Consider the following 25540-nt stretch of genomic DNA (forward strand, 5'->3'; position numbering starts at 1 on the left):
GTCCGATCCGCCGGCGGGAGTTGTCCGATGCAAGCCACCGTGGGAGACCACGTCCACATGTACAGCAGGTCGGTCGGCATGACCGACCGCACGGGTGAGATCGTCGAGGTGCGCGGCGCCGACGGCGAACCGCCCTACCTGGTCCGCTTCGAGGACGGCCACGCCGGCCTCGTCTACCCCGGCCCCGACTGCCTCGTCGAGCACCGCGTCGACGGGGAGCAGCGCTGATCCCGGCCCCCGCCCGGGCCAGGTAGGAGGAGCACCCGCCCTTGTCGCCGACCCTGCCGGGCCCGCTGGCCCACCTCGCCCCGCTGCTCGACGACTACGGCTACCTCGCGGTCGGGGTGCTGGTCTTCCTCGACAACTGCCTGCTCCCGGTCCCGGGCCAGACCATCCTGGTGCTGGCCGCCGTGTACGCGGGCGCGGGGCAGCTGTCGCTGCCGGTGCTGCTGCTGGTGGCCGTCCTGACCGCGTTCGCGGGCGACGCGCTGGCGTACGTGCTGGGCCGCACCGGCGGCCTGGCCCTGGTGCAGCGCTGGGGCCGGTACGTCCGCCTCACCCCGGAGCGGATGGCCCGCGCCGACGCCTTCTTCCGCCGCCGCGGCGCCCTGGTGGTCACCGGCGCCCGCTTCGTGGACGGCCTGCGGCAGACCAACGGCCTGCTGGCGGGCACCACCGGCATGCCCTGGCGCCGCTTCCTGCTCGCCAACGCGGCGGGCGCGGCCCTGTGGGCGGGCGTGTGGTCGGCCGTCGGCTACTTCGCGGGCAGCAACATCGACACCCTCTACCGCGAGGCCGTCCGCTACCAGGTGCTCCTGTTCGCCGTGCTGGCCGCCCTCGCCGTCCTGCTGGCCGTCCGCACCTGGCTCCGCCGCCGCCACCGCCCGCCCCGCGACGGCGCCGCCGGCCGCATCCCGCACCAGGGCGGCCCGGACGGCGGTCAGGGCGGCGGCGGGGACGGTGGCGACAGCGACGGCAGCGACCTCCCCAGCGACCACCGGTGAGCCGCCGGCCCGGTCAGCGCAGGGGGACCACCTCGAAGGCGGCGGCGAAGCGGGTGCCCAGGCGGGAGCCGGCCGCCCGGCCCGTGCCCTCCAGGAACTCGGCGGCGTCGGCCATCTCCCCGCCGAGGCCGTCGAGGTAGGCGCGGTGGGCCTCCAGCGAGGCGACGCCGGCGGCGAAGGTGTCGGTGGTGTCGGCGGCGTGCCGGGCGTCGGGGGAGCCGGCCGCCCAGAGCTGGCGGACGCCGTTCCAGGGGTCGAGTCCCTCGGCGGCGAGGTCGCGGAAGACCCAGCGGTTGCCCGCGTCGCGGACGGCGTCCAGGGTGGCCCGGCCGACGGCGATGTGGTCGGCCTGGTTGGGGAGGACGCCGCCGTAGCTGTCCCGGAAGTTGGTGGTGATCACGATGTCGGGGCGGTGCCGCCGGATCGCCCGGGCCAGGTCGCGGCGGAGCGGCAGCCCGTACTCGACGGTGCCGTCGGGGTGGCCGAGGAACTCGACCGTCCCGACGCCGACGATCCGGGCCGACTCGACCTGTTCGCGCTCCCGGACGGGCCGGCACTGCTCGGGGTCCAGGCCGTCGATGCCGGCCTCGCCGCTGGTGACCATCAGGTAGCTGATCCGCTTGCCCTGGCCGGTCCAGCGGGCGACCGCGGCGGCGGCGCCGTACTCCATGTCGTCGGGGTGGGCGACGACGGCGAGGGCGCTGTCCCAGTCCTCGTCGAGCGGCCGGTACGGGGGCGGGGCCTGGTCGGTGGTGTCGCTCATGGTCCTGTGCTGCCTTTCGCCGGGGCCCCGCCCGTCCGGGGCCGGATGGTGCGGACGGTGCCGTGCGCCGGGGTCCTCTGACGGGGGGTCACCGCCCCCGGAGCGCCCGCCGCGACGCGACCGGCCGCCGCGACGCACTTCCACGGTAGCCCCGGCTCAGCCGGGCGTCGCGGTGTGCAGGCGCAGCGGCAGGCCGTGTGGGGCGGCGCGCTCGGCGGGGTCGAGGCGGGCGAGGAGGTCGTCCTGGACGGCCCGGGCCTCGGCCTGGAGTGCGGCGAGGCGGGTGCGGCCGGCGTCGGTGAGGGTGAGGCGGCGGCGGCGGTCGGCCGGGTCGCGGGCGCGGTCGATCCAGCCGTGGGCGGCGAGCAGGTCGGCGGCCTGGGCGGGGTCGCCGGGGTCCGGGCGCAGGCGGGTGGCGGGGCCGCGCTGGGTGTGCGGGCCGAGGGCGGCGAGGGCGGCCGGCGCGGCGCGGTGGTACGGGCGCGGGCCGTCGGCTCCTGTGCGACCGCGCCGCGGTGGCGCAGGCGCTCGGCGCGGCCCCGGGCCCGCCCCGGGGGCGACGCGTTCGTCTGCCGGGCCGCGGACGTGGCCGCCGCGCACGAGCCGGCCGGGCGGGTGGCAGCTCGGCCCCGGCGCCCGCCGACCGCCCGGGGCGGGGCGCGGGCCTGCGCGCCGCGCACCTGCGCCACCGCGGCGCGGTCGTACTGACGGGCCGTCGGCTCGTACGCTGGCCGGATGTGCTGGAGCGCGGAGGCCGATCTGATCGCCGGGGGCGCGGTGGCGGCGGTCGGCGCCGCCGCGGTGGTGCGCGCCGGGGTCTCGCGGCGGCTGCCGCTGGCCGCGCTGCCGCTGCTGCTGGGCGGGCACCAGCTGGTGGAGGCGGGCGTCTGGTCGGGCTGGGCGTGGGCCCGGACGGTGTGGGCGGTGATCGCGCTGCCGCTGCTGCCGCTGTACGTCCCGGCGGCGGTGTGGTGCGCGACCCGCCGCCGCGCGGCGCTGTGGTGCGCCGCGCTGGGCGCGGCCGTCGCCGTCCCGCTGGCGCTCGCGGTCGCCCGGCACCCGGTGGCGGCGCACGTGCACGGCCACACGCTGGGGTACGCGATCGGCGTCCCGGCGGCCGGGCCGCTGCTGGCCGGGTACCTGGTGGCCGTGCTGGGGGCGCTGCTGGGCTCGGGCGACCGGTACCTGCGCCTGCTGGGGTGGATCACCGGCCTGGGCGCGCTGGTCTGCGCCCTGCTGTGGCGCCTCGCGTTCGTCTCCACCTGGTGCGCGCTGGCCGCCGTCGCCTCGGTGCTGCTCTACCGCTGGGCGGCCGTCAGCTCGTCGAGCAGCGCCAGCGCTTCGCCCACCGAGCCGCCGGGGTCGGGGACGGGGTAGAGCACCCCGCGCACCGTCCGGTCGGCGTCGACCACCAGGGTGAGCCGCTTGAGCCGGTCGGCGCCGCCGGCCCGGAAGGTGGGCAGCCGCAGCGCGCCGGTCAGCCGCAGCGCGGCGTCCGAGAGCAGCGGGAACGGGATCGTCCGGTGGGCGGCGAACGCGGCCTGCTGGTCGGGGCGCTGGGTGGAGACGCCGTGCACGGTGGCGCCGCGGGCGGTGAACTCGGCCAGCCGGTCGCGGTAGGTGCAGGATTCGAGCGTGCAGCCGACGGTGCCGGGGATGTCGTCCCAGCCGGGCGGGTAGCCCTGGGTGCCGGGGGCGTACGCGCCGGGGAAGCAGTACAGCACCGTCCAGGGGGTACGCCCGACCGGGTCGGTGAGCGGCGGGCGGGCGCTCTCCGAGGCGGCGGGCAGGGCGAGTTCGGGCAGGCGGGTGCCGACGAGGGCGTGCACCCGGTGGGCCTCGGCGGAGTCGGGCGGCGCGGTGGCGGTGAGGGTGCCGTCGCCGAGCAGGTGCCGGCCGCCCCAGTCCTGGAGCGCGACCAGCACCGGCAGCAGCCCCCAGCCCTTGTCGGTCAAGTGGTAGGCGTAGCGCGGCGGGTGGGCGTGGTAGAGGCGTTTCTCGACCACGCCGTCCTCGACCAGGGCGCGCAGCCGGGCGGTGAGCACCTTGCGGCTGATGCCGAGCGATTCGTGCAGGGCGTCGAACTGGTGGGTGCCGCCCGCGAGGTCGCGCACCAGCAGCAGGGTCCACCAGTCGCCGACCACGGACAGCGCCTGGGCGATGGAGCAGTCGGTGTCGCCGACGTCGGTGTAGCGCATGGCACCACCTTGCCACCGCGGCTCCCCCGCCGCCTATAGTGAGTTCCCCAAGGGAACTCACTGCCTGCCACCAGGGGGAACGCCACATGAGCACCACCCGCACCGAACGACCGCCCACGGCGCCCGCCGCCCGCCCGGCCGCCGCGTTCTGGCGCTACTGGACGGCCACCACCGTCAGCGGCCTCGGCGACGCCGTCACCGCCGTCGCCCTCCCGCTGACCGCCGTCTCGGTGCTGCACGCCAACGGCTTCCAGGTCGGCCTGGTCACCGCCGCCGGGTACGTGGCCTGGCTGGTGATCGGCCTGCCGGCCGGCGTCCTGGTGCAGCGCCTGCCGCTGCGCGGCACCCAGATCGCCATGGACCTGCTGCGCGCCGCCGCGATCGCCTCCGTCCCGCTGGCCGCCGCGTTCGGCGTGCTGGGCCTGCCGCACCTGGTCGCGGCGGCGCTGCTGGTCAGCTTCGCGAGCGTGGTCTTCGACGTCGGGAACTCGACCTTCCTGCCCGGTGTGGTGCCGGCCGAGCAGCTCACCGCCCGCAACAGCCTGACCTCCGGCACCCACGCGGTGAACCAGCTCGCCGGGCCCTCGATCGGCGGCGTCCTGGTCCAACTCCTGGGCGCGGCGGCGGCGTTGGTCGTGGACGCGGTCAGCTTCCTGTGCTCGGCGGCGCTGCTGCGCACGCTGCCCCGGGCCGCCGCCGAACGCCCCGCGCCCACCGCCGGCCGGCCGTCCTTCGGCGCGCAGATCCGCGAGGGCTGGCGCTACGCGACCCGGCACCCGGTGATCGGCCCCTGCCTGGCCGAGGCGACCTGCGTCAACTTCGTCTGCGGCGCGCTGATGGCCGTCGTCCCGCTGTTCCTGGTGCGCACCCTGCACGCCCCGGCCGGACTGGTCGGCGTGCTGATGGCCGCCGAGGGCGCCGGCAGCCTGCTCGGCGCGGCGCTCACCCCCCGGCTGGCCGCCCGCTTCGGCACCGCCCGCACCCTGGTGTACGGCTCGCTGGTCGGCGTGGCGACGGCCCCGCTGATGCCGCTCGCCCCCGGCGGGCCCGGGCTGCCGCTGTTCGCGCTCGGCAACGCCGGGTTCGGCGCCTCCGTGGTGGTGCTCAGCATCCTGACCCGCACCTACCGGCAGCGCACCGTCCCCGCCGCGCTGCTGCCCCGGGTGATGGCCACCGTCCGGTTCGTCTCCTGGGGCGCCATCCCGGTCGGCGCACTGGCCGCGGGCGCCGCCGCCTCGCTCTGGGGCCCCCGCACCGCCCTGGCCCTGGCCTGCGCGCTGACCGCGCTCTCCCCCGTCCTGCTGCTCTCCTCCCGGCTGCGCGGCGCCCGCGAGCTGACCGACGTCACGGCCTAGTGCCGCGTCAGGCCGCCTTCGCCCGTCAAGGAGCGGTGTCCGGTGCGTGCTCTCGGCGTGCCGGCCGGAAGCCCCCGTCCTGGGTGTACTCGGCTTTTCGGCCGGTGCGGCGCGAGGGCGTGCCAGACACCGCGACGGGGCGAAGGGTTGCCTGACGCGGCACTAGGCCGGGTCCGAGAGCCGGACGAAGCGGCACCCGGCGTCCAGCATCGCGGGCAGCGCCCGCGCGTAGCCCTCGCCGGTGCCGGCCGCCGGGTGGTTGAGGTGGCTGATCACCACCGATCCGGGCGGCGTGGCGGCCACCGTGGCGGCGACCTGGCCGGGGGTGAAGGTCGCGCCGCCGTCGCCGTTCACCGCGAAGCCGGCCACCCGCTCGCCCAGCTCCCCCACCAGCGCCACCCCGACCTCGTCGTAGTGCGCCGTCCCGGCCCGGAACCAGCCGGGGGCCCGCCCCAGCAGCCCGGTCAGTTTGGCCCGGTTGCCCGCCACCTCCTCGTACGCGGCGGCCGGGTCCGCCGTCCCGGTGATGCCGTACGCCGAACGGCCGGTCACCGACAGCGGGCGGTGCGCGGTGCCGTGGTTGCCCAGTTCGAACAGCGGGTCGGCGGCCAGCTCGGCGAACGGCCCCGGGTTGGCGTCCACCCAACGGGCGTTCAGGAACAGCGTGGCGGGCACCCCCAGGCGCCGCAGGGTGCCGATCAGCGCCGCGTCGTACCCGTCCCCGCCCGGCCCGCCGCACGCGTCGAAGGTCAGCGCCAGCGCCCCGCCCGGGACGGTCGTCACGACGCCCGGCAGGTCGGTGCCCCAGCGCTGCGGCGCCCGCCCGGCGTACCGGGCCAGCACCTGCTCCCGGTGGGGCGGCGCGGGCGGCTGCGCGCCGGACGGGGCGGCGGGCGGCGCGGACGGGACGGACGGGACGGCGGTGCCGGGTGCCGTCGGCGGCCGTCCGCCCGGTCCACCCGGCCCGCCCCGCGCCGCGCCGCAGCCCGCCGTGAGTCCGAGCGCCGCCGCCAGTACCGCCCGCCGTCCGACCGTCCGCGCCACCCGCGCCGTCCGCGCCATCCGCGCCGCTCCTCGCCGTCCGCCGTGGCCGCCGTGACCACCGCCACGAGTGTCACTTCCCGGCGCGGCCGGTGCCATCTGCGAAGCTCGGCCGTATGGCTTCCTCCCCGCGACCGCACTACCTGCAGTGGACGACCGTGGCCCCGGTGCTGGCGTTCCTGCTGCTCCTGGCGACCTGGCACCGGGACCTGCCCTGGCCGGTGGTGGCCCTGGTGGCCTGCTTCCTGGCGGTCTCGGTGGTGGCGGCGGTGCACCACGCGGAGCTCATCGCGCACCGGGTCGGCGAACCGTACGGCTCGCTGGTGCTGGCGGTGGCCGTCACCATCATCGAGGTCGCGCTGATCGTCACGCTGATGGCCGACGGCGGCGACAAGAGCGCCGGCCTGGCCCGGGACACCGTGTTCGCCGCCGTCATGATCACCTGCAACGGCATCCTCGGACTGTCCATCCTGGTCAGCGCGTTGAAGTACCGGGTGGCGGTCTTCAACGCGGAGGGCACCGGGGCGGCGTTCGGCGCGATCGCCACCCTGGCCACGCTGAGCCTGGTGCTGCCGACCTTCACCACCTCGCAGCCCGGCCCGCAGTTCTCCACCACCCAGCTGGTCTTCGCCGCGACCGCCTCGATCGTCATCTACGGCCTGTTCGTCTCCACCCTGACGGTCCGCCACCGGGACTACTTCCTGCCCGTCACCGCGGCGGGCGAGATCGTCGACCCGCTGGACGAGCACTCCGAGACGCCGACCATGCGGGAGACCCTGGTCAGCGTCGCGCTGCTCGCCGTCGCGCTGGTCGCGGTGGTCGGCCTCGCCAAGGGCGTCTCGCCCACCATCGAGCGCGGCGTCGCCGCCGCCGACCTGCCCAACGCGGTGGTCGGCGTGGTGATCGCCCTGCTGGTGCTGCTGCCCGAGTCGATCGCCGCCGTCCGGGCCGCCGTCCGCAACCGGGTCCAGATCAGCCTCAACCTGGCCCTCGGCTCCGCCCTGGCCTCGATCGGCCTGACCATCCCGGCCGTGGCGATCGCCTCCAGCTGGCTCTCCGGGCCGCTCGAACTCGGCCTGGGCGCGAACCACATGATCCTGCTCGCCCTGACCGTCGCCGTCGGCACCCTCACCGTCATCCCCAAGCGGGCCACCCCGCTACAGGGCGGCGTCCACCTGGCCATCCTCGGCGCGTACCTGGTCCTGGCCGTGAGCCCGTAGCGGCCCCGGGCCCCGCCCGGGCACGGCTGGACGAACTCGCGGTGCGCCCGCGGGGTCGTCCAGCCGCCCCGGCCGACTCGTCCGCCGGCGCGCTCTCCTCCCCCCGACGGCGCCCGCGTCCGCACTCCCCTGCGGCGTCCCGTCCCGCATCCGCCTCGACCCCGCGGCCCGTACGCGGGGCACGGGCGGTCCAGCCGTTCCGACTCGTGGGGTTGGGGCGGCGAGGCAGGGGCACACGTCCCGGGCGTGCGCGGGGCAGCAGGCGGCCCGGCCCTCGGTGGACGGGCCGCGGTGGGAGGACGACGACGGGGTGGGGATGGACGACAGGATCGACGTCGACGCACTGGCGGTACCGGAAGTGCTGGACAGTCCCGCCCTGCGGCCCGGGCCGCCGCGGGGCGGAGCAGCGGGCTGGCTGCTGCGGCACCGGGTGCAGCCGGTGGGGCCCGCGGCGGCGGAGGAGCACAGCGAGCCGCAGGCCTGGTGGAAGGTGATGTGCCTGACCGGTGTCGACTACTTCTCCAGCCTGGCGTACGTGCCCGCGATCGCCGCGCTCGCGGCCGGAGCGGTCTCGCCGCTGGCGACGCTGCTGATCGTGGCGCTGACGCTGGTGGGGATGCTGCCGATGTACCGCCGGGTGGCCCGGGAGAGCCCGAACGGCGCGGGGTCGGTGGCGATGCTGGAGGACCTGCTGCCGTTCTGGCGGGGCAAGGTGTTCGTGCTGGTCCTGCTGGGGTTCGTGGCCACGTCCTGGATCATCACCATCACCCTGTCCTCGGCGGACGCCTCCGTGCACCTGGTCGAGAACCCCTACCTCTCCGGTGCGCTGCACGGCCACGAGGTCGCGCTGACCGTCGGTCTGCTGCTCCTGCTGGGCGGGGTGTTCCTGCTCGGCTTCAGCGAGGCGGTCACCGTCGCCATCCCGCTGGTCTCCCTCTTCCTGCTCCTGAACGCGGTGACCATCGGCGCGGGCGTGGTGGAGGTGTTCACCACGCCGGGTGCCTGGTCGGCCTGGACGGGGGCGCTGGGCGAGGGCGGCGGCGGCTTCGGCGGCCTGCTCGGCCCGGCGCTGCTGGCATTCCCCCTGCTGGTGCTGGGCCTGTCCGGCTTCGAGACGGGGGTGAGCATGATGCCCCTGGTGGCCGCCGAGGGCGCAAGTCCCGAACAGCGGCTGGACGCGCGGGTCCGCAACGCCCGCAAGCTCCTCACCACCGCGGCGGCCGTCATGAGCGTCTACCTGCTGGCGGCGAGCTTCGTCACCACCGTCCTCATCCCGCACCGGGAGTTCGAGGCGGGCGGCCGGGCCAACGGCCGGGCGCTGGCCTGGCTCGCCCACCAGGAGCTGGGCGAGGCGTTCGGCACCGCCTACGACGTCAGCACCATCCTGATCCTCTGGTTCGCCGGCGCGTCGGCCATGGCGGGGCTGATCAACATCGTCCCCCGCTACCTGCCCGACTACGGCATGGCCCCGGAGTGGGGGCGGGCCGTGCGCCCCGTCGTCCTGGTCTACACCGCCCTGTGCATCGTCATCACCGTCGCCTTCGGCGCCGACGTCAACGCCCAGGCCGGCGCCTACGCCACCGGCGTCCTCGCCATGATGGTCTCCGGCGCGTTCGCCGTCACCGTCTCGGCGGTGCGCCGGCGCCGGCGCGTCGCCACCGCCGGTTTCGCCGCCCTCACGGCGGTGCTGCTGTACGCCCTGGTGGCCAACATCGTCGACAAGCCGGACGGCATCGCCATCTCCGGGATGTTCATCGCCGGCATCGTCGCCGTCTCGTTCGTGTCCCGGGTCTCGCGCACCACCGAACTGCGCGCCGAGAGCATCACCCTCGACCCCGCCGCCCGACGGTTCGTCACCGACACCCTGGCGCACGACGGGTCCATCAACATCATCGCCAACCGCCGACAGGCCGGAACCGCCGACGAGTACCGGCACAAGGAGCAGGAGCAGCGCGGGGACAACCCCGTCCCCGGCCCCGCCGACGTCCTCTTCGTCGAGATCGACGTGGTGGACCCGTCGGACTTCAGCGGCGCCCTGCTGGTGCGCGGCGTCGAAGTGGACGGCTACCGGATCCTGCGCACCGAGGCGCCCGCGGCGCCCAACGCGATCGCCGCGCTCCTGCTGGCCCTGCGCGACTCCACCGGTGTCCGGCCGCACTGCTACTTCGCGTGGGCCGAGGGCAGCCCGTTGAAGCACATGCTCCGCTACTTCCTGCTAGGGCGCGGCGACACCGCCCCCGTCACCCGCGAGATCATCCGCAGGCACGAACCCGATCCCGCCCGCCGCCCCGGCATCCACGTCGGAGCCTGACCGGCCTCGCCCCCGGTCCGGCCGGAGAGCACCCGCGGTCGACGGGTCCGGCCGGTCGACCGCCACCCGGGACCTGCGAGGCGACCCCCGCGCCCTGCGGCAGTCGGCTCCGGCATCCGGGGTGCACCTCCTCGACACCTCGGCCGCTCCTCGGCCACCCGACCGGGACCCGGCTCGGTCGGGTGGCCGAGGAGCGGCACCGCGGCGCTTCCGGCGGCGGCACCCGTCAGGCGTCCACGGTCCTGGCCTCCAGCGGCGCGGCCGCGTCCTCCGGGGTCTTCGCCGGCCGGTCGGCGAGCTTGAGCCAGATCACTCCGGCGATGATCACGGCCAGCCACACGGCCTGGACCGCGGTGAGGGTCTCGTCGAAGATGACGGGGCCCAGCAGCGCCGCGCCGACGGAGCCGATACCGGCCCACACGGCGTAGCCGATGCTGACGTCGATGGTGCGCAGTGCGACGCTCAGCGCCCAGAGCGTCAGCAGGAAGAAGACGACGGCGACCAGGGACCACGTCAGGCGGGTGAAGCCGTGGCTTCCGCCGACGGAGAGCGCGTAGCCGACTTCGAACCCGCCGGCGAGTAGGAGCACGATCCAGGAATTGGCCGAGGTGCGCCCGGTGTCGGACATGTGTGGAAGTCCTTTCGAGGGATGGGTCGGACGGGGACGAGGACGGGGCGGGATTCTCAGGCGGCGCCGCTGAGTTGGAGGCCGACGACCCCGGCGATGATGACGACGATGCCCACGGCCTTGCGCCAGTTCAGGCGCTGCCCGAAGAGCAGCGCGCCGAGGAGGGTGATGCCGATGCCGGCGACGGAGGTCCAGATCGCGTACCCGACGCCCACGTCGAAGGTGAGCAGCGCCCTGCTGAGGAAGAAGGTTCCGAGAGCGCCGGTGATCAGGGTCACGGCTGTCCACGTACGGTTCTTGAAGCCTTCGGCCTTACCGGCCGCGATCGCGACGGCGATCTCGAAGATGTCCGCGATCGCGAGGTAGAACCACTGCATGGCTGGTCCTTTCGTTCGTTGGAGGTCGGTGTTGCGCCGGGGGAAGAGGGAGCGGGAACGGTCCGCCGCGGGTCTGCGGCACGGGAGGTCGCGGGCGGGGCGGCAACGGCGAGGCGGTGTTCCGCTGCGCGCCGACGGGCGGGAGCGGACGGCGGGGCAGGCCGGTCCGGGCTCGACGGGGCTGCCGGGCGGCCCGGCGGGCCGATGTGATCGGGCGTCGCGCCGCACCCGGGTGGCACGGCCGGTCGACGGCGTCAGCGACGTTCCGCCGGCCGGCCGGTGCGACGGTCCGGCACTCGGGTCAGGTCAGCACCCGTCGATCCGGCAGGCGGGGGCGTCGCCGGCGGCGGCCTGTTCGGCCCGGGCGTCGAGCACGGCCTTGCGGATCTGGGCCGCGGTGGGGACGCCTTCGATGCGGTGGCGCCCGTCGATGATGATCGTGGGAGCGACGGAGACGCGGAAGGCCTCGGCGGTCCGCAGCGCCGCCCGGTGGGTCTCGGTGTAGCTGCCGGCGATCAGCGCCTGACTGAACTCGTCGGCGTCGAGCCCGAGTTCGGCGGCGATGTCGGCGAGGACCTCGATCCGGCCGATGTCCCGGTTCTCCTGGAAGAAGGCCCGCAGGAGGCGCGGGGTGTACTCCGCGGCCCTGCCGTGCTCGGCCGCGTACTGGTAGCCCTCGAAGGCGAGCCGGGTGTAGGGCTGCGGGGAGACCGTCGGCAGGGTGAGGTCCACGCCCATCCGCCGGGCCATCGGGTAGACCGAACGCTCCCAGATCGCCGGCAGGTACGGGTCCTCCGGACGCAGGGTCGGAGCCGGGTGGGGTCGCAGCTCGAACGGCATCCACTCGATCTCGACGTCGAGGTCGCGGACGGCCTCCTGCAGCGGTCCCTCGGCGAGCATGCAGAACGGACAGACGTAGTCCGACCAGACCTTGATGCCGACCTTGCCGGTCGCCGTACCGGTCATGACCGCCCCCGTTCCATCGCGAGGAACTCCTCGAACGGCTTCGTCCCCTCCGGGAGCCGCAGCCAGGTGACCTTGATCGGCCAGTTCTCCGGATCGTCGGCGAAGATCGAGTACGAGCTCGTGTAGTCGAAGCCGTACCGGGCGGCCGTCTTGCGGTCGACCACGTTCACGATGTGGCTGACGTTGAAGTACAGCGCGGCCATGTAGCACAGGGCGCACGGCTCGCCGGAGGCGAACAGGGTGGCCCCGGCGGTGGCGTGCAGCCCGTGCGCGGCGGCGGCCTCGCGCAGTGCCGTCACCTCGGCGTGCGCGGTGGGGTCGTTGTCCTCGCGCACCCGGTTGACGCCGGTGCCGAGGATCCGGTTGCGGTTGACCACGACGCCGGAGAACGGGATGCCGCCCCCGGCGACGTGCTCGCGGCTGATCCGTACCGCCTCACGTGCGTACTCGGTCAGCTCGCTCTGTGAAAGCTCGGAAGTGCGCACCGCTGCTCCCCCGCTCAGACCGCGGCCGGGGGGCGGGCGATGGGCGCCGTGACTTCAGGCATGGAATCCCCAGTAGTTGCTTGTATGTACAAATTATCTGAGCCCGCAGAAAACTCGAGCGCGCAGGTAGAGTTTGCATGAACATACATCTTGCTGTCAATCGCAACTATCGGGACGGGCCCGTGACGGCCGGTGGGCACTGCCGGACCGTCAGAACGGGGAGGCCGGCCACCGGCCCGCCTCCCCGGCCCCGCACGGCCGGTTCAGACCGCGACGGGATAGCTCGGAGCCTTCTCCTCCGCCCACCGTGCGCCGGGCCCGAGCGGCGGCCTCGGCCCGTCGCCGCTCCCCTCGTCCGGGCCGGGCCGGGAGCCCCGCCGGGCCGGGTCGGCCACCAGACGGCTGTAGATGAAGGCGGCCGACACCAGCGCCATGTGGTGGTGCCAGCCGGGGAACGAGCGGCCCTCGAAGTCCCGCAGCCCGAAGCGCCGTTGGAGCAGATCGACGGCCTCGCCGGTCGCCGGGTGCCGCTCCGCGTACCCTAAGAGCTCCTCCACCGGACGGTGCGCCATGTTGGTGATCCACAGCTGGCCCGGACCTTCCGGACGGCCGTCAGGCTGGGCGAACAGGCGGAGCGGCTGGGGTCTTTGGTCGGCCGCGACGACTCCGGGCGCCTGGACCATGCTGTCCTGGACCGGCCCCCGGCCGGGTCTCGCGGCGGCGGGACGGGCCTCCGCGCCCCGGTCGCTCAACACCCGGGCCGCCGCGATCACCGGCCGGCGCGCACCGGAGGACTGCGGCTCCAGCGGGGCCAGCAGGAAGCCGTCGGGGATCGCGACGACGAAGTCCAGCCGGCGCTCGATCAGTCCGTCGAGCAGCCGGCGCGGGTCCAGGTAGCCGTCGAGGTCGACGACGACCGGCACGGGCTCGTACTGCGAACGCCGCACCACCACGTCGAGCACGTCGAGGAGTTGGCCCTCGGGCGAGGACGTGACGGTCCACGGGATGCGGGCGCGTTCGCGCAGGGGGCCCCGGGCCCACGGCTCGGGCAGGACGAGGCACCAGCCGACGGGAAGTTCGCCCGCGTCCGTCGACATGAAAACGGCCACGCTCACCTGGCAGTTGACGGTGCGTCCGGTCTGCGGGATGAATCGGCGGTGCACTCCGCACGACTTCTCACCGCGCTTGGGCAGGACCACGGGGGCGGCCGTCCAGGCCCTGGGCCGGACCTGGGCTTCGGCCCACCGGCGCAACTGGTCGCACACCGGCTCCCACTCCCAGGGGCTCTCGTTGATGAACTGGTGCAGGGCCTGCGATGCCGTCGGGGAGTCACACGCCACGGCCGCGAGTCGGCGGATGGACTTCTTGCCGGGTGTCCTGAGGAGGCCGTTGACGTACGCGTGGGCCCACCTGCGCTGGTCGGCCCTGCGCAGGTGGCCGAAGAGCTGATCCGTGAACAGGGCCACGGAGTCCCATCCCCTCATAGTTTCCCCTCCGGTGTCGCGGCTGCGAAATTTCCGCACGGCCACCCACATTAAGGAATGACCACTATTTTTTTCCGGGGGAAAAGGGATTCCGGTCGCCACTTCGCCAACTCCCCGCGCGCCGTGGCGCGATCGCGGCGGATCGGATCACGAAACGGCACGAACGGGTCCGGTTGGCGGACGGGATCCTCGCGGTGGCGCGCGGGTCGATCGGCCCGTGGCCTCGGGAAAGGAGGCCGGACCGGTGGGTCCCGGCCGGGTGGGCGTGGGACATCACCACCGGTGCGGCCACCCGCGGCCGATGGCGTCCCTACGCGCTCATCGACCCGCGCACGAGTGCCACCGGAGAGCGGGCGGTCGTGCGCCCTCCGGGGTTCCGAGGACGGCCCCGCGGCCGCGGGCGTCCGGCAGGGTCACGCGTGGTCGTCCTTGGGCGTCGTGGTGAACAGGTGTCCGTAGTCGGTGATGCCGTGGGCGGTGGCGGCGGCACCGGCGAGGTGGAGGGCGTGCCAGAGGATCACCTGGTTCGCGGTGACGACGTCGAAGCCGAGCTCCTGCTCCAGGGCCCTGATGGTGCCGACCGCCCGGATTCCGTTGCCGGCCACCAGGACGGCCTCCGGCCGGTGGGCGGCCACCGTGGTGCGGATCCACTCCGACAGGTTCTCGGGCGTGATGGCCTTCTGGTTCGAGGGCAGCCCGCAGGGGCCGTGGTGGACGACGTCGTACCCGAACTCGCGGAAGTAGTCCGCACCTTGGCCCGACAGCGTGTCGTCGAACCACGGCGGGTTGACCACCGCGATGCGGCGGGCGCCGAGCGCGTCGAAGGCGGCGCGGGCGGCCTTGGTGGTCCCGGTGATCGGCAGGCCCCGGGTGACGGGCAGCAGCCGCTCGTACAGCTCCCGCTCGCCCCGGGCCTTCAACGCGTAGCTGGAGGAGGTGAAGCCCAGGGCGAGCGCGTGCAGCGGGGAGGCCGCCAGCAGTTCCACGGCGTTGTCCAGGTACGGCGCCCGGACGAAGGACAGGATCGGGTCGTACGGGATCTTCTCGTCCATCTCGCCGCCCGCGCGCATGGCGGCGAAGTGGACGCGCGAGCCGTGGACGGACACCGTGGCCGGGGCGACGGCCTGCAGTTCGGCCTCGGGGCCGACGTCCGCGTGCGGCACGACGACGCCGATGCGGGTCGAGGCGTCCCATCCGTCGACGGGCGAGGGGGTGCTGGTCACGGGCTTCTCTCCTACCGGGTGGGTGCGGACTCGTCGGCCAGGCGGCCACCGCTGACGGTGCCGGTGCCGCCGGCGTCGAGGAACTTGGGGTGCTTGCGGCGCATGGTCTCCAGGACGAAGTCGTACGGGACGTCGTCGAAGGCGCCGTGGTCGGTGAGGAACTCCATGGCGCCGCCGCCCCCGTGGGGGTGGTGCAGGCTGTCGCTGAGCCCGTCGAACTCCAGGGCCCGCATCCCGTACAGCTTGCAGAGCAGCTTGTTGAACACCGGGGTGGCCTTGACCCACCTGCCCTCGAGGTGGACCTGGGTGAGACCGTGGAAGAACACGTCGCCGCCGACGTGCTCCAGGAGCCGGGGCGAGGCGAGGTGGTTGCGCACGTCGCCGTAGACCAGGCGGGACGGAATGCCCAGGGCGCGCACGGCGGCCGCGTACAGCGCGGACTTGTGCAGGCAGAAACCGGACTTGGTGGTGGCGGTGTGCGAGGCCCGGAGGCCCTCCCGGGTCAGCGGGGCGCCGTAGACCTCGTAGTCGACGCCGTCGCGCACCGCGTAGTAGAGCTCGACCGCGTTGGTCCGGCGGTCGGCGGAGCGGTCCTTGACGGCGTGGTCGATGAAGGCCTGCACCTCCTCGGTCTGGTGGTCGAGGAACTCGGTCGGGCGGGTGAGGTGGTCCATCGGGTCGGTCATGTCGGAATTCCCGTCGCTCAGAGTCCGAGGAGCATGGCGATGCGGTTGCGCTGGATCTCGGAGGTCCCGGAGTAGATCGTTCCGGCGATCGAGTTGCGCAGGTCGCGCTCGATCCCGTGCTCGGTGAGCACGCCCCGTCCGCCGTGGATCTGCACCGCGTCCAGCGCGGTCTGCACGTTGGCCTCGGACACGACGGTCTTGGTGACCGCCAGGTCGAGCGAGGCGTCCTCGTTGCGTTCGACCTTGGCGCCGGTGTCGGTGAGCCACTTCCGGGCGGTCTCCACCCGGATCTTCATGTCCGCGATCTTGTGGGAGACGCCCTGGTAGGAGCTGATGGGCCGGCCGAACTGGTGGCGCTCCTTGGCGAAGGCGATGGTCTCCTCCAGGCGCCGGGTCATCTCGCCGAGGGTGATGGAGAAGCCGAAGAGGACCTCGCGCTTCATCACGTAGTCCAGGACCCGGAACCCGGCGCCCTCCGGGCCGACCCGCCGGCCGACCGGCACCCGCATGCCGTCGAAGGCGAGCGTGCCGATCGGGCTGGTGCGCAGGCCGATCTTGTCCATCGCGGGGCCCACGGTCAAGCCGGGGGTGTCGGCGTCGACGAGCAGGGTGGTCAGGCCGAAGGGGCCGGGCTTCCCGGTGCGGACGTAGAGCAGGAAGAGGTCGGCGACCGGAGCGTTGGTGATGAACATCTTGTCGCCGGTGACGACGTAGTGGTCCCCGTCGCGGCGGGCGACGGTGGCCAGGTTCACCGCGTCCGACCCGCCGGACCGTTCGGTGATCGCGTGCGCGGTGATCGCCTCGCCGGAGACGATCCTCGGCAGGTGCTCCTCCTTCAGTTCGCGGCTCGCGAACCGTTGCAGGGGCGTGCCCACGGACACGATCTGCGTCGAGGCCGAGAACGAGAGGCCCGCGTCCCGGGAGGTGTGGCCCAGTCCCTCCAGGGCGCGCATCGTCTCGGTGAGGCTGCGGCCGGCGCCGCCGAACTCCGGGGCGAAGGGGACGCGCAGCAGGCCGCTCTCCTGGATCGCCTTCCACTTGCCGTACGGGAAGGCGCCGGCCGCGTCCAGCTCGCGGGTGTCGGCGTTCAACTGCTCGGCCCACGGGGCGGTGAGGTGAAAGAGGTCATCGGTCACGGGAGATCCTGGGGTCCGTTTCGGCAGTGGATCGGGCAACAGTGGATCGGGGTCGCGCCATGACGACGGTCGCCGGCTCGCGCGGACGGCCGCGGACTCGGACGCGCGCGGCCGGGTGCCCGGCCCGGGCCCCGACGGTGAGCGGGAACCGGGCCGGGCGGCGCACTGGCGGCCGGAGGGGCGGCGGCGGCTCAGTACTGGGAGAACCCGTCCTCGGACAGGGTGTGCTTCTCGTCCCCGTTGATCGGCGGGTTGAAGATCGACACCAGGTGGAGGTCCTCGTCGGCGGAGGCCAGCAGGTAGTGCGGGTCGTGCTGGTCCAGGACGTAGATGGTGCCCGGCACGATCTTGTGACGGGTGCCGTCCTTCTCCACGACCTCGCCCGAGCCGCCGATGCAGTAGCAGGCCTCCAGGTGGTTGCGGTACTGCAGGGCGCTCGAAGTCCCCTTGCGCACGAGGGTGTCGGCGACGGCGAAGCCCATGCCGTCGCGCTTGGTCAGGAGCCGGTAGCTCAGACCGTTGCCCCACTCGACTGCGGCGACGTCATCGAGGCTGCGGGTGAACATCTCTCTGGTTCTCCTTCGGAATCGGGTGGTGCGTCGGTTCGGTGCGGTGCGGTGCGACCGGTCGGGCGGGACGGTGCAGAAGCCGGACCGGGGGGAGGGGTGGAGCGGTTTCGGAGCGGCCGGACAGCTGGAACGGTCAGCCCGGGGGCGGCTCGGAGGCCGGACCGTCGGAGCGGTCGCTCAGGCGGCTGCGGCCGGGCGGTGGTCCGCGATCATCGCGACGATGGCGTCGATGGTGCGGAAGTCGTCCGGTCCGAAGTCGATGTCGTCGACCGGCAGCCGGTAGGCGGAGGTGAGGTGCCCGAGCATCTTCACCAGGCCGAGGCTGTCGATGACTCCGGAGTCGAGCAGGTCGTAGTGGCCGGTGAGGTCCGAGACGTCCTCCCCGGCCAGGAACTGGTCCACGATGTAGGCGCGGACCTCGGCGGCGATGGCGGTGGTGCTCATGCGTCACTCCCCTTGGTGAGGTTCTGCTTGATCAGGTTCCGGTCGGGCTTGCCCGTCGAGGTGCGGGGCAGCGGAGCGGCGGTGAGGTGCACCGAGGCCGGGATGGCGTGGCGCGGTAGCTGCCGGCCCAGGTGGGTGCGCAGCCGGAGGCTGGTGAGGTCGGTGCCGGGGCGCCGGGTGACGTGGGCGTGCAGCCGGACGCCGGCCTGCGGGTCCGGCAGCGGCACGACCACCGCCTCGGCGACGTCCGGGTGGGCGGTGATGACGTTCTCCACCTCTTGCAGGTTGGTGCGGACGCCCCTGACCTTGACGTGCCAGTCCGCGCGCCCCTCCAGGAAGTGGAGGCCCTCGGCGGTGCGGGTGACGATGTCGCCGGTGCGGTAGAAGACCCGGCCGTCGAGGTGGGTGAACACCGCGTCGTTCAGGTCCTGCCGGAGGTAGCCCCCGGTCTGGAACGGCGTGGACACCAGGAGTTCACCGGTGCCCGCCGAGTCGAGGCGCGCGCCCTCGGCGTCGACGACCAGGGCGTCGGTGCCGCGGATGGGACGGCCGATGGGCATCGGGCCGTCCACGGCGGTGGGATCGACGCGGTGGATGAAGGAGTCGTTGGTCTCCGTGCAGCCGAACACGTTGTGGAAGGCGGCCCGGGGGAACGCCGGTGGGACGCGACGCAGGAGGTCGACCGGCATGCGGTCACCGGTGAAGACCGCGTGGCGCACGGCGGCGAAGGTGCCGCCTCCCTCCAGGAGCAGCCGGTACATCATCGGCACGCCCTGGACGAAGGTGACGTCGTGCCGGCTGACCAGCGCGGCGAGGTGCGCGGCGTCGGTCGCCCGCTGCTGTTCGACCAGGACGACGCTCGATCCGAGCCGGAGGAAGGTCCAGACGTCGAGCAGGGCGAGGTCGAAGTTGAGGGGTGCGTAGGACAGGGCGGTCTCGTCCGGCGTGAGCGCGAACTCGTCGACGGCCCAGTCGGCGAAGGCGTCGAACCCGGCGGTCTCGATCGGCACGATCTTCGGCGTGCCGGTCGAGCCGGAGGTGGTCAGCAGCAGCTGGGTCCGCGCCGGGTCCGGCACCGCGAACCCCTCGGCCTCGCTCCGCTCCGCCCGTACCGGCAGCGCGGTGAGCGCGCCGTCGTCGGCGGCGGTGAGGAGGTGGGAGACGCGGGCCTGGTGCGCCAGGCGTTCGAGTGCCGCGCTGCCCAGGCTCGGTGAGGGCGCGAGGGCGATGTGGCCCTCGCGGAAGACGGCCAGCAGCAGCGCGATGGTCTGCGGGTCCTTGTGCGCCGGAACACACACGGTGCTGCCCGCCGGGAGTCGCAGCCGCGCCAGGTGGGCGCGCAGGCTCCCGGTCAGGTCGTTCAGCCGGCCGTAGGTGACGGCCCGGTCGTCGAAGTGGAGCGCGGTGCGGTGGGGCCGGTTCTCGCCGTGAGCGGCGACGGTCTCGGCCAGGAGGGACGATGGCACGGCGGGATTCCTCGCGGTCGGCTCAGCCGTCGGGACGAGTGCCGACCGGCTGTTCGAATTCGTGCGGTGTCGACGTTGAAGTTACCGAACCAACTGGATGCTTGGTCAAGCATGTACTTGGCGAAGTGAGTGTGACGTAGGCCACAAGAGTTGCATGTTCAAGCAAAAACCCCGAACGCGTTCCGCGTTCGGGGCGGGGTCGGGGCGGCCGGCCGCCGGGCCGGCGCGGGTCAGACCTGGATGGCGCGCAGGGCCTGGACCGTGGGGCCCAGTTCGGGGTCGGCGGTGAAGGTGTTCAGGGCGGACGACAGGACCTCCGCGTAGGTGGCGCGGGCGGCCTGGTAGCGCTGGCGCCCCTCGTCCGTGATGACGGCGTACACGCCCCGCTTGTCCGACGGACAGAGGTCCTTGAAGGCGAAGCCGGCCGTCTCCAGGCGGCCCACCAGGCGCGTCACCGACGACTGCCCCAGGCCGACCTTGTCGGCCAGGTCCTGCATCCGCAGCTCGCTCGTCTTCGAGTGGTGCAGGTGCTCGAGCGAGCGGTACTCCGACAGCCCGATCCCGTGCCGCCGCTGCAGCGCCAGGGCCAGTTCCCGCTCCACGTAGGCGTGGAGCGAGAGCACCCGGTTCCATGCGGCCTGGTCGGAGGTGCGCAGGGGCGCGTGGGATGAAGTTGCCATGGGGGCCTCCGTTGCAAGGTGTCGCCTGGCAGAAGAGTACATGCGCATGCAAGATCCTGGCGCCCCGAATTTTCCTTTTCCGAAGATTTAAGGGCCCATTAGGCTTGCACGTACAAGCAATTTCTCTGACCCGATCACCAGCCCGCAAGACCTCGGGAGACCCGCGGCGCCGACCGCGCCGGGTCGTACTCCATCCTTCCGCCGGCCCCGGTCATCACCGACTGTCCGGTACGACCGAACCCCGGCGGAGGCGTGATCGGACGGCTGAATACCTGAACGTCCCGCGCTCCTGGCCGCACCGGGAAGCGGCGGGTGCGGTCCTCCCCGCCGTGGACGCTGACGGCGTGCGCCTCGCCGCTGCGCGGGCCGCAGCCGCCGCGAGTTCGGCGACCGGGGGGAAGGTCCCGTCACCCCCGGCCCGGATCTCCTCCACCCGGACGGGTGGAGGAGATCGCCGCACGTCTCGGGCCGCACCGAGGGGGTGGGCGCCCGACTCCGGGCGGGGAGGCCGACTCCGTTGCGTCCCAGCGTCCGGATCGAACGCCCCCACGGCCCTCAGGGCAGCCGGTTGCCGTAGAACGGGCCGTAGTAGAGGGCCAGTTCGGCCCGCAGGTCGAGGTCGGCGTGCTGCTCGGCCCGCACCAGCGGCGGGGCGGCCCCGATCTCCTCCTTGGTGCGGTCGACCGTGATGGTCCGCCGCTCCTCGTCGACCTGGCGGACCGTCACGGCCGGCAGCAGCACCCGGTGGTGGAAGATCCACGGCGCGGTGTCGACCACCAGGTACTGCGGTCCGAGGTCCTCCGCCATCCGGTCCACCTTGCCGATCGGCCCGTCGACCGCCTCCACGTGGTACCCGACCAGGTCACCCACCGGACGTCCGGAGGCGTCCCGGTACGCCCACACGTCGAGGTCCTCCCGCTGTTCGCTCACGCTGGTGCCTCCGCTCGCGCGGCCCCTGGCGGGCGGACCCTCCGCCGCCGGCCGCCCGGAACGATTGCCCGCCGGAGGTAGTTCCATGCCGCGCCGAACAACCGCGTTCTCCCAGGGAATTCACAGGAATGAGCGGCCGTCGGCCGGGCATGCGTTCGGCACGACGCCGCTGGGGCCGTCAATCCGTAGGACGAGGAGGAACCATGTCGATCCTTTGGGCGATCATCGCCGGTCTGGTGATCGGTGTGCTGGCCAAGCTGGTCATCCCCGGGCGGCAGCCGATCCCGCTGTGGCTCACCATCCTGCTCGGCATCGTCGGCGGCCTGATCGGCAACGCCCTGGCGAGCGCGTTCGGCGTGGCCGACACCAACGGCATCGACTGGATCCGGCACCTCTTCCAGATCGGCGCCGCCGCCGTCCTGATCCTGCTGGTCACCCCGCTGTGGGCGCGCCGGGGCGCCTGACCCCCGGCCCCACCCCGACGATCGACGGCCCGGCCGCGCCACGGAGCGCGCCCGGGCCGTTCGCGTGCCCGCACCGGGGCGGCCGCTACTCGACCGTCACGCTCTTGGCCAGGTTGCGCGGCTTGTCGACGTCCCGGTCCAGCGCCACCGCCGCGTGGTAGGCGAGCAGTTGGAGCGGGATGTTGAGCAGCAGCGGGTCGAGTTCGGGCTCGCTCTTGGGGACGACCAGGCAGTGGTCGGCGAGCCGGGACTCGATCGGGCGGTGCGCGACGGCCAGGACGCGGCCCTCGCGGGCCTTGATCTCGCCGAGCGCGGTGAGGTTCTTGTCGAGCAGTTCGTCGTCGGGCACCAGGGCGACGGTGGGCAGTTCGGGGGAGATCAGGGCGAGCGGTCCGTGCTTGAGCTCGCTGGCCGGGTACGCCTCGGCGTGGACGTAGGAGATCTCCTTGAGCTTCTGCGCGCCCTCGCGGGCCACCGGGTAGCCCCGGACCCGGCCGATGAACATCATCCCCTGGCTGTCGGCGTACTCCGCGGCCAGCTCCGCGACCGCCTCCTGCTGGTCGAGCACCTCGCGGATCTGCCCGGGCAGCGCCTTGAGCGCGGCGACGATCCGCCGCCCGTCGGCGGGCGAGAGGTCGTGCACCCGGCCGAAGTGCAGGGCCAGCAGCGCGAAGGCGACCACGGTGGAGGTGAACGCCTTGGTGGAGGCGACCGAGATCTCCGGGCCGGCGTGCAGGTAGATCCCGCCGTCGCACTCGCGGGCGATCGCCGAGCCGACGGTGTTGACCACGCCGAGCACCCGTCCGCCCTTGCGCTTGACCTCCTGGACGGCGGCCAGCGTGTCGTACGTCTCGCCGGACTGGCTGACCGCGACGTACAGGGTGTCGGCCTCGATGACCGGGTTGCGGTAGCGGAACTCGGAGGCGGGCTCGGAGTGCGCGGGGATGCGGGCCAGCTCCTCGATCAGCTGGGCGCCCATCTCGCCCGCGTAGTACGCGGAGCCGCAGCCGAGGATCTTCACCCGGCGGATCTCGCGCAGCTCGCGGGCGTCCAGGTTGAGGCCGCCCAGGTGCGCGGTGGCGAAGCGCTCGTCGAGCCGGCCGGAGAGGGTGCGCTCGACCGCGCCGGGCTGCTCGTGGATCTCCTTGAGCAGGTAGTGCGCGTAGCCGCCGGTGTCGTAGGAGCCGACCTCCCAGTCGACCGTCGAGGGCTGCCGGGTGACGGTGCGGGCGTCCTCGGTGAAGGTGCGGAAGCCGTCGGCGCGGACGGTGGCCAGTTCGCCGTCCTCCAGGTGGACGACCTGGCGGGTGTAGCGGACCAGCGCGGAGACGTCGGAGGCGGCGAACATCTCCTTCTCGCCGATGCCGAGCACGATCGGGCTGCCGTTGCGGGCCACCACGATCCGGTCGGCCTGCTCGGCGTCCAGCACCGCGATGCCGTAGGTGCCGACGACCAGCCCCAGCGCGGCCCGCACCGCGTCCTCCAGCTCGCCGCCCCGGGCGCGGTGCGCGGCGATCAGGTGGGCGAGCACCTCGGTGTCGGTCTCGGAGCGGAACACCGCGCCGTCCGCGGTGAGCTTGGCGCGCAGCTCCTCGGCGTTCTCGATGATGCCGTTGTGGACGACGGCGATCCGGCCCTCGTTGTCGGTGTGCGGGTGGGCGTTGGCGTCGGAGGGGACGCCGTGGGTGGCCCAGCGGGTGTGGCCGATGCCGGCGCCGCCCTTGAAGCGGGCGGGCAACGCGGCGGCCAGGTCGGCGACCCGGCCCTTGGTCTTGCAGATCCGCAGCTTGGCCGGGGAGCCCTTGGTCGCCGGCGCGACCACCGCGACGCCCGCCGAGTCGTACCCGCGGTACTCCAGCCGCTGGAGTCCCTCCAGCAGGAAGGGGGAGGCGTCCTTGGGGCCGATGTAGGCCACGATTCCGCACATGACGTGGGCTCCTGTCAGTCGTGGGAGGGCGGCGGGGCCGTTCCCGTCAGCCGTAGACCATCCGCCGCAGCTGACGGGCCGACAGCTGCGGGGCGGCCACCCGGCGGGCGGCCAGCTCCCCGGCGAGGCGGGTGAAGATCCGGTCGTTGGTCAGACCCCGGGCCTGGAGCTCACCGTGACGGCGGCGGACGTACTCCTCGGTGGTCTCCGCGAAGTACGCCAGCACTTCCGCGACGACCCGCGCGGCCTCCCCGGGGGCCAGTGGAGTGGTCCTGGCGAGGTGGGCGAGCAGGTCCTCGTGAGGGTGCGGTGAGGCAGGTCCGGATCGGGAGCCTAGGCGTGAAGTGTTCATTTGCCAAAGATCCTGCCCGAATCCGGGCAGGATCACCAGACACAGCGGCCGTACGCGCCCTCCCGGCGGACCGCGGCGGAGCGGGGAGTGGTGGGCGGTCGGGCGTCCGGGGGCGCACCTATGATGTGGTGCCGCCGTCGGAGGGACGGCGCGCGGGCGGTGTTCGGGTGATCGTGGCGGGCGGCTGACCCCGTCGGCGGTGTCCCTGTCCCGGTTTCCGGCGGTCACCCCGCAGGATGGGCCGTGCACCGTCCGTGTCGATCACAGGGGGAACGTCCGTCATGCAACCGCGCGTGTTCGCCGTCGTCACCGCCGTCCTGCTGGCCGTCCTCGGCCTCGGGTCCGTCATGGTGACCGACTGGACGCCGAAGCCCGCCGCCGCGAGCGCCGCCACCGGCGCGGACGGCCAGCGCCCCGGCGCCGTGCCCGACGCCACCGGCTCCCCCTCCCCCACCGGCGACCCGGCGGTGTGGACCAGGTCGACCCTGCGCAACAAGCTGATGGCCGAGATGGCCGCCACCGACCCCGGCGTCGCCCTCGCCGACCTCGACAAGATCACCAAGGACAAGCCGTACACGGTGCGGTTCTGCCACCCGATCGCGCACGAGCTCGGGCACGCCGCGGTGGCGCGCTACCAGCAGGACTTCCAGAAGGTGATCTCCTTCCCGCACGAGACCTGCGCGGCGGGCTACCTGCACGGCGCGGTCGAGGAGATGCTCGCCAACTCCAAGGACCCGCAGAGCGACATCCTGACCCTGTGCGCGCCCGCCAACACCGGCCCGTGCATCCACGGCGTCGGCCACGGCATCATGTTCGTCACCAAGCAGGACATCCCGGCCGCCCGCGCGCTGTGCGACAAGTTCCCCAGCCAGAGCCGCCGGATCACCTGCTCCGAGGGCGTCTTCATGCAGCTGTTCGCGCCCGACGAGGAGGACGAGAAGGCCAAGGCCAACCTCCCCGCCGACAAACTGGCCGCCGAGCCGCTCTACCCGTGCCCCGAGCAGCCGGCCCTCTACCAGTCGGCCTGCTTCTTCTACGCGCCGACCTTCTTCCTCTCCTCGCACGACTACGCCAACCACCCCGAGGCGTTCGCCCAGGCCCTCCAGTGGTGCCTGAACGCGCAGGCCAGCGGGGGCGGCGAGGACTGCTCGCGGGGCGCCGGCTCGCGCACCATGAAGTACAACCTGGACCGCCCGGACTGGGCCGCCCAGCAGTGCGCCACCGCCAAGGACACCTGGCAGCGCAAGGCGTGCACCCAGGGCCTGGTCAGCTACTACACCGTCAACGACACCAGCGCGGGCGCCGCCGGGCGGCTGTGCGCCCAGATCGGCGACAAGGAGATCCAGGGCTACTGCCGCTCGGCGGGCGGCCTGTCCACCACCCTGGACTGAGCGCCCCGGCTGAGCACCCCGGGCTGGGCACCCGCCAGCGCCCCCGGCCGGTCACCGGCCGGGGGCGCTGCCGCGCGTCAGTCGACGATCAGCAGGGTGGCGCCGTGCTCGGTGCTGGAGCGGTGCGCCTCCCGCTCGTCGGCGACCTGGTAGCTGGCGCCCTGCGGGGTGACCACCACCCGGCCGTCGTCCAGCGTGGTGGTCAGCTCGCCGCCCAGCACGAACAGCACGTGGCCCTTGCGGCACCAGTGGTCGGCCGCGTAACCGGGGCTGTACTCCACCAGCCGCACCCGGACCCCGCCGAAGTGCCGGACCCGCTGGCTGACGGTGCCGCTCTCGCCGGGCCTGACCTCGGCCGGCACCGTGCTCCAGTCCGTCGAGGTGAAGTCGAACCCGTCCAGTCTCATCGCCGCTCCCCGCTCCTCTCCGCTGTTCGACGG

General features: G+C 73.6%; 28 protein-coding genes. 8 read left to right on the forward strand and 20 right to left on the reverse strand.

Features of this window, described 5'->3' with window-relative positions; translation table 11 throughout:
• Positions 1-27 precede the first annotated feature (27 nt).
• Positions 28-228 (forward strand): DUF1918 domain-containing protein, encoded by a 201-nt coding sequence (locus ACIP60_RS18485; protein ID WP_400685515.1) that lies wholly within the window; start codon positions 28-30, stop codon positions 226-228.
• 41 nt (positions 229-269) lie between these two features.
• Entirely contained in the window at positions 270-1004 is a 735-nt protein-coding gene (locus ACIP60_RS18490; RefSeq protein ID WP_400685518.1) for a DedA family protein, read from the forward strand.
• A gap of 13 nt (positions 1005-1017) precedes the next feature.
• Here the strand turns inward: ACIP60_RS18490 and ACIP60_RS18495 are convergent, their stop codons facing one another.
• Both ACIP60_RS18495 and ACIP60_RS18500 read right to left on the reverse strand, forming a co-directional pair.
• Positions 1018-1767, reverse strand: a complete 750-nt coding sequence (locus tag ACIP60_RS18495) for a PIG-L deacetylase family protein (RefSeq protein ID WP_400685521.1) — start codon at positions 1765-1767, stop codon at positions 1018-1020.
• Between the two features lie 156 nt (positions 1768-1923).
• On the reverse strand, positions 1924-2367 hold the full coding sequence (locus ACIP60_RS18500; RefSeq protein WP_400685524.1) for a MarR family transcriptional regulator: 444 nt from the start codon (positions 2365-2367) through the stop codon (positions 1924-1926).
• A 135-nt stretch (positions 2368-2502) separates the two neighbouring features.
• On the opposite strand from ACIP60_RS18500, the gene ACIP60_RS18505 reads away from it, so the two are divergent.
• Positions 2503-3144 (forward strand): DUF6629 family protein, encoded by a 642-nt coding sequence (locus ACIP60_RS18505; protein ID WP_400685527.1) that lies wholly within the window; start codon positions 2503-2505, stop codon positions 3142-3144.
• Here ACIP60_RS18505 and ACIP60_RS18510 read toward each other — a convergent pair.
• Positions 3066-3965, reverse strand: a complete 900-nt coding sequence (locus ACIP60_RS18510) for a winged helix-turn-helix transcriptional regulator (protein ID WP_400685530.1) — start codon at positions 3963-3965, stop codon at positions 3066-3068. The two genes, ACIP60_RS18505 and ACIP60_RS18510, sit on opposite strands and share 79 nt — an antisense overlap.
• An 86-nt stretch (positions 3966-4051) precedes the next feature.
• On the opposite strand from ACIP60_RS18510, the gene ACIP60_RS18515 reads away from it, so the two are divergent.
• Positions 4052-5320, forward strand: a complete 1269-nt coding sequence (locus tag ACIP60_RS18515; protein ID WP_400685533.1) for an MFS transporter — start codon at positions 4052-4054, stop codon at positions 5318-5320.
• A gap of 162 nt (positions 5321-5482) precedes the next feature.
• On the opposite strand, the gene ACIP60_RS18520 is transcribed toward ACIP60_RS18515, so the two are convergent.
• The gene (locus ACIP60_RS18520) at positions 5483-6382 is read right to left on the reverse strand and encodes a polysaccharide deacetylase family protein (protein ID WP_400685536.1); all 900 of its coding nucleotides are present in this window, start codon (positions 6380-6382) and stop codon (positions 5483-5485) included.
• Between the two features lie 95 nt (positions 6383-6477).
• Between ACIP60_RS18520 and ACIP60_RS18525 the strand changes: the two genes are divergently transcribed.
• A complete protein-coding gene (locus ACIP60_RS18525; RefSeq protein WP_400685539.1) occupies positions 6478-7581 on the forward strand; it encodes a calcium:proton antiporter in 1104 nt (367 codons plus the stop codon).
• 316 nt (positions 7582-7897) lie between these two features.
• Positions 7898-9892: an amino acid transporter gene (locus tag ACIP60_RS18530; protein WP_400685542.1), complete on the forward strand. Its 1995-nt coding sequence runs from the start codon at positions 7898-7900 to the stop codon at positions 9890-9892.
• A 226-nt stretch (positions 9893-10118) separates the two neighbouring features.
• Here ACIP60_RS18530 and ACIP60_RS18535 read toward each other — a convergent pair whose 3' ends face one another.
• From ACIP60_RS18535 to ACIP60_RS18595, 13 genes are all read right to left on the reverse strand, one after another.
• Positions 10119-10520 (reverse strand): multidrug efflux SMR transporter, encoded by a 402-nt coding sequence (locus tag ACIP60_RS18535; RefSeq protein ID WP_100834921.1) that lies wholly within the window; start codon positions 10518-10520, stop codon positions 10119-10121.
• A gap of 56 nt (positions 10521-10576) precedes the next feature.
• Entirely contained in the window at positions 10577-10897 is a 321-nt protein-coding gene (locus ACIP60_RS18540; protein ID WP_100834922.1) for a multidrug efflux SMR transporter, read from the reverse strand.
• Between the two features lie 306 nt (positions 10898-11203).
• Positions 11204-11863: a DsbA family protein gene (locus ACIP60_RS18545; protein WP_400685546.1), complete on the reverse strand. Its 660-nt coding sequence runs from the start codon at positions 11861-11863 to the stop codon at positions 11204-11206.
• The gene (locus ACIP60_RS18550; protein ID WP_400685549.1) at positions 11860-12348 is read right to left on the reverse strand and encodes a nucleoside deaminase; all 489 of its coding nucleotides are present in this window, start codon (positions 12346-12348) and stop codon (positions 11860-11862) included. Before ACIP60_RS18550 ends, ACIP60_RS18545 begins: the two co-directional genes overlap by 4 nt.
• A gap of 263 nt (positions 12349-12611) precedes the next feature.
• A complete protein-coding gene (locus ACIP60_RS18555; protein ID WP_400685552.1) occupies positions 12612-13814 on the reverse strand; it encodes an IS701 family transposase in 1203 nt (400 codons plus the stop codon).
• A 431-nt stretch (positions 13815-14245) separates the two neighbouring features.
• On the reverse strand, positions 14246-15055 hold the full coding sequence (locus tag ACIP60_RS18560) for a maleate cis-trans isomerase (RefSeq protein WP_400685555.1): 810 nt from the start codon (positions 15053-15055) through the stop codon (positions 14246-14248).
• A gap of 11 nt (positions 15056-15066) precedes the next feature.
• On the reverse strand, positions 15067-15741 hold the full coding sequence (locus ACIP60_RS18565; protein ID WP_400685558.1) for a transglutaminase family protein: 675 nt from the start codon (positions 15739-15741) through the stop codon (positions 15067-15069).
• 17 nt (positions 15742-15758) lie between these two features.
• Positions 15759-16877, reverse strand: a complete 1119-nt coding sequence (locus ACIP60_RS18570; protein WP_400685561.1) for an acyl-CoA dehydrogenase family protein — start codon at positions 16875-16877, stop codon at positions 15759-15761.
• Between the two features lie 191 nt (positions 16878-17068).
• Entirely contained in the window at positions 17069-17443 is a 375-nt protein-coding gene (locus tag ACIP60_RS18575) for an ectoine synthase (RefSeq protein WP_282206411.1), read from the reverse strand.
• A 180-nt stretch (positions 17444-17623) separates the two neighbouring features.
• The gene (locus ACIP60_RS18580) at positions 17624-17890 is read right to left on the reverse strand and encodes a phosphopantetheine-binding protein (RefSeq protein ID WP_400685564.1); all 267 of its coding nucleotides are present in this window, start codon (positions 17888-17890) and stop codon (positions 17624-17626) included.
• The gene (locus ACIP60_RS18585; RefSeq protein ID WP_400685567.1) at positions 17887-19356 is read right to left on the reverse strand and encodes an AMP-binding protein; all 1470 of its coding nucleotides are present in this window, start codon (positions 19354-19356) and stop codon (positions 17887-17889) included. Before ACIP60_RS18585 ends, ACIP60_RS18580 begins: the two co-directional genes overlap by 4 nt.
• Positions 19357-19586: 230 nt before the next feature.
• Positions 19587-20036 carry a MarR family winged helix-turn-helix transcriptional regulator gene (locus ACIP60_RS18590; RefSeq protein ID WP_100834932.1) on the reverse strand — a complete coding sequence of 150 codons (450 nt, stop codon included), beginning with the start codon at positions 20034-20036 and terminating at the stop codon, positions 19587-19589.
• A 555-nt stretch (positions 20037-20591) separates the two neighbouring features.
• Positions 20592-20966, reverse strand: coding sequence for a PRC-barrel domain-containing protein (locus ACIP60_RS18595; protein ID WP_282204788.1), 375 nt, complete (start codon positions 20964-20966; stop codon positions 20592-20594).
• 203 nt (positions 20967-21169) lie between these two features.
• Between ACIP60_RS18595 and ACIP60_RS18600 the strand changes: the two genes are divergently transcribed.
• Complete coding sequence (locus ACIP60_RS18600; protein ID WP_100834933.1) at positions 21170-21430, forward strand: GlsB/YeaQ/YmgE family stress response membrane protein; 261 nt, start codon at positions 21170-21172, stop codon at positions 21428-21430.
• Between the two features lie 85 nt (positions 21431-21515).
• On the opposite strand, the gene glmS is transcribed toward ACIP60_RS18600, so the two are convergent.
• Together glmS and ACIP60_RS18610 are read right to left on the reverse strand one after the other, a co-directional pair.
• Entirely contained in the window at positions 21516-23357 is a 1842-nt protein-coding gene (glmS, locus tag ACIP60_RS18605; RefSeq protein ID WP_400685572.1) for a glutamine--fructose-6-phosphate transaminase (isomerizing), read from the reverse strand.
• Between the two features lie 46 nt (positions 23358-23403).
• A complete protein-coding gene (locus tag ACIP60_RS18610) occupies positions 23404-23709 on the reverse strand; it encodes a hypothetical protein (protein WP_400685575.1) in 306 nt (101 codons plus the stop codon).
• A gap of 281 nt (positions 23710-23990) precedes the next feature.
• Between ACIP60_RS18610 and ACIP60_RS18615 the strand changes: the two genes are divergently transcribed.
• Positions 23991-25100, forward strand: a complete 1110-nt coding sequence (locus tag ACIP60_RS18615; protein WP_400685578.1) for a hypothetical protein — start codon at positions 23991-23993, stop codon at positions 25098-25100.
• 77 nt (positions 25101-25177) lie between these two features.
• Here the strand turns inward: ACIP60_RS18615 and ACIP60_RS18620 are convergent, their stop codons facing one another.
• Positions 25178-25507 carry a DHCW motif cupin fold protein gene (locus ACIP60_RS18620; RefSeq protein ID WP_400685581.1) on the reverse strand — a complete coding sequence of 110 codons (330 nt, stop codon included), beginning with the start codon at positions 25505-25507 and terminating at the stop codon, positions 25178-25180.
• Positions 25508-25540 lie beyond the last annotated feature (33 nt).

It is taken from the genome of Kitasatospora sp. NPDC088783, from assembly GCF_044750705.1.
Lineage (GTDB): Bacteria > Actinomycetota > Actinomycetes > Streptomycetales > Streptomycetaceae > Kitasatospora > Kitasatospora fiedleri.

What these genes read in the sequence shown, in the direction of transcription:
- ACIP60_RS18485 (WP_400685515.1), top strand. Translation starts at nt 28, where the DNA reads ATGCAAGCCACCGTGGGAGACCACGTCCACATGTACAGCAGGTCGGTC.
- ACIP60_RS18495 (WP_400685521.1), bottom strand. Translation starts at nt 1,767, where the DNA reads ATGAGCGACACCACCGACCAGGCCCCGCCCCCGTACCGGCCGCTCGAC.
- ACIP60_RS18505 (WP_400685527.1), top strand. Translation starts at nt 2,503, where the DNA reads ATGTGCTGGAGCGCGGAGGCCGATCTGATCGCCGGGGGCGCGGTGGCG.
- ACIP60_RS18510 (WP_400685530.1), bottom strand. Translation starts at nt 3,965, where the DNA reads ATGCGCTACACCGACGTCGGCGACACCGACTGCTCCATCGCCCAGGCG.
- ACIP60_RS18515 (WP_400685533.1), top strand. Translation starts at nt 4,052, where the DNA reads ATGAGCACCACCCGCACCGAACGACCGCCCACGGCGCCCGCCGCCCGC.
- ACIP60_RS18520 (WP_400685536.1), bottom strand. Translation starts at nt 6,382, where the DNA reads ATGGCGCGGACGGCGCGGGTGGCGCGGACGGTCGGACGGCGGGCGGTA.
- ACIP60_RS18525 (WP_400685539.1), top strand. Translation starts at nt 6,478, where the DNA reads ATGGCTTCCTCCCCGCGACCGCACTACCTGCAGTGGACGACCGTGGCC.
- ACIP60_RS18530 (WP_400685542.1), top strand. Translation starts at nt 7,898, where the DNA reads ATGGACGACAGGATCGACGTCGACGCACTGGCGGTACCGGAAGTGCTG.
- ACIP60_RS18535 (WP_100834921.1), bottom strand. Translation starts at nt 10,520, where the DNA reads ATGTCCGACACCGGGCGCACCTCGGCCAATTCCTGGATCGTGCTCCTA.
- ACIP60_RS18540 (WP_100834922.1), bottom strand. Translation starts at nt 10,897, where the DNA reads ATGCAGTGGTTCTACCTCGCGATCGCGGACATCTTCGAGATCGCCGTC.
- ACIP60_RS18545 (WP_400685546.1), bottom strand. Translation starts at nt 11,863, where the DNA reads ATGACCGGTACGGCGACCGGCAAGGTCGGCATCAAGGTCTGGTCGGAC.
- ACIP60_RS18565 (WP_400685558.1), bottom strand. Translation starts at nt 15,741, where the DNA reads ATGACCGACCCGATGGACCACCTCACCCGCCCGACCGAGTTCCTCGAC.
- ACIP60_RS18575 (WP_282206411.1), bottom strand. Translation starts at nt 17,443, where the DNA reads ATGTTCACCCGCAGCCTCGATGACGTCGCCGCAGTCGAGTGGGGCAAC.
- ACIP60_RS18580 (WP_400685564.1), bottom strand. Translation starts at nt 17,890, where the DNA reads ATGAGCACCACCGCCATCGCCGCCGAGGTCCGCGCCTACATCGTGGAC.
- ACIP60_RS18590 (WP_100834932.1), bottom strand. Translation starts at nt 20,036, where the DNA reads ATGGCAACTTCATCCCACGCGCCCCTGCGCACCTCCGACCAGGCCGCA.
- ACIP60_RS18600 (WP_100834933.1), top strand. Translation starts at nt 21,170, where the DNA reads ATGTCGATCCTTTGGGCGATCATCGCCGGTCTGGTGATCGGTGTGCTG.
- glmS (WP_400685572.1), bottom strand. Translation starts at nt 23,357, where the DNA reads ATGTGCGGAATCGTGGCCTACATCGGCCCCAAGGACGCCTCCCCCTTC.
- ACIP60_RS18610 (WP_400685575.1), bottom strand. Translation starts at nt 23,709, where the DNA reads ATGAACACTTCACGCCTAGGCTCCCGATCCGGACCTGCCTCACCGCAC.
- ACIP60_RS18615 (WP_400685578.1), top strand. Translation starts at nt 23,991, where the DNA reads ATGCAACCGCGCGTGTTCGCCGTCGTCACCGCCGTCCTGCTGGCCGTC.
- ACIP60_RS18620 (WP_400685581.1), bottom strand. Translation starts at nt 25,507, where the DNA reads ATGAGACTGGACGGGTTCGACTTCACCTCGACGGACTGGAGCACGGTG.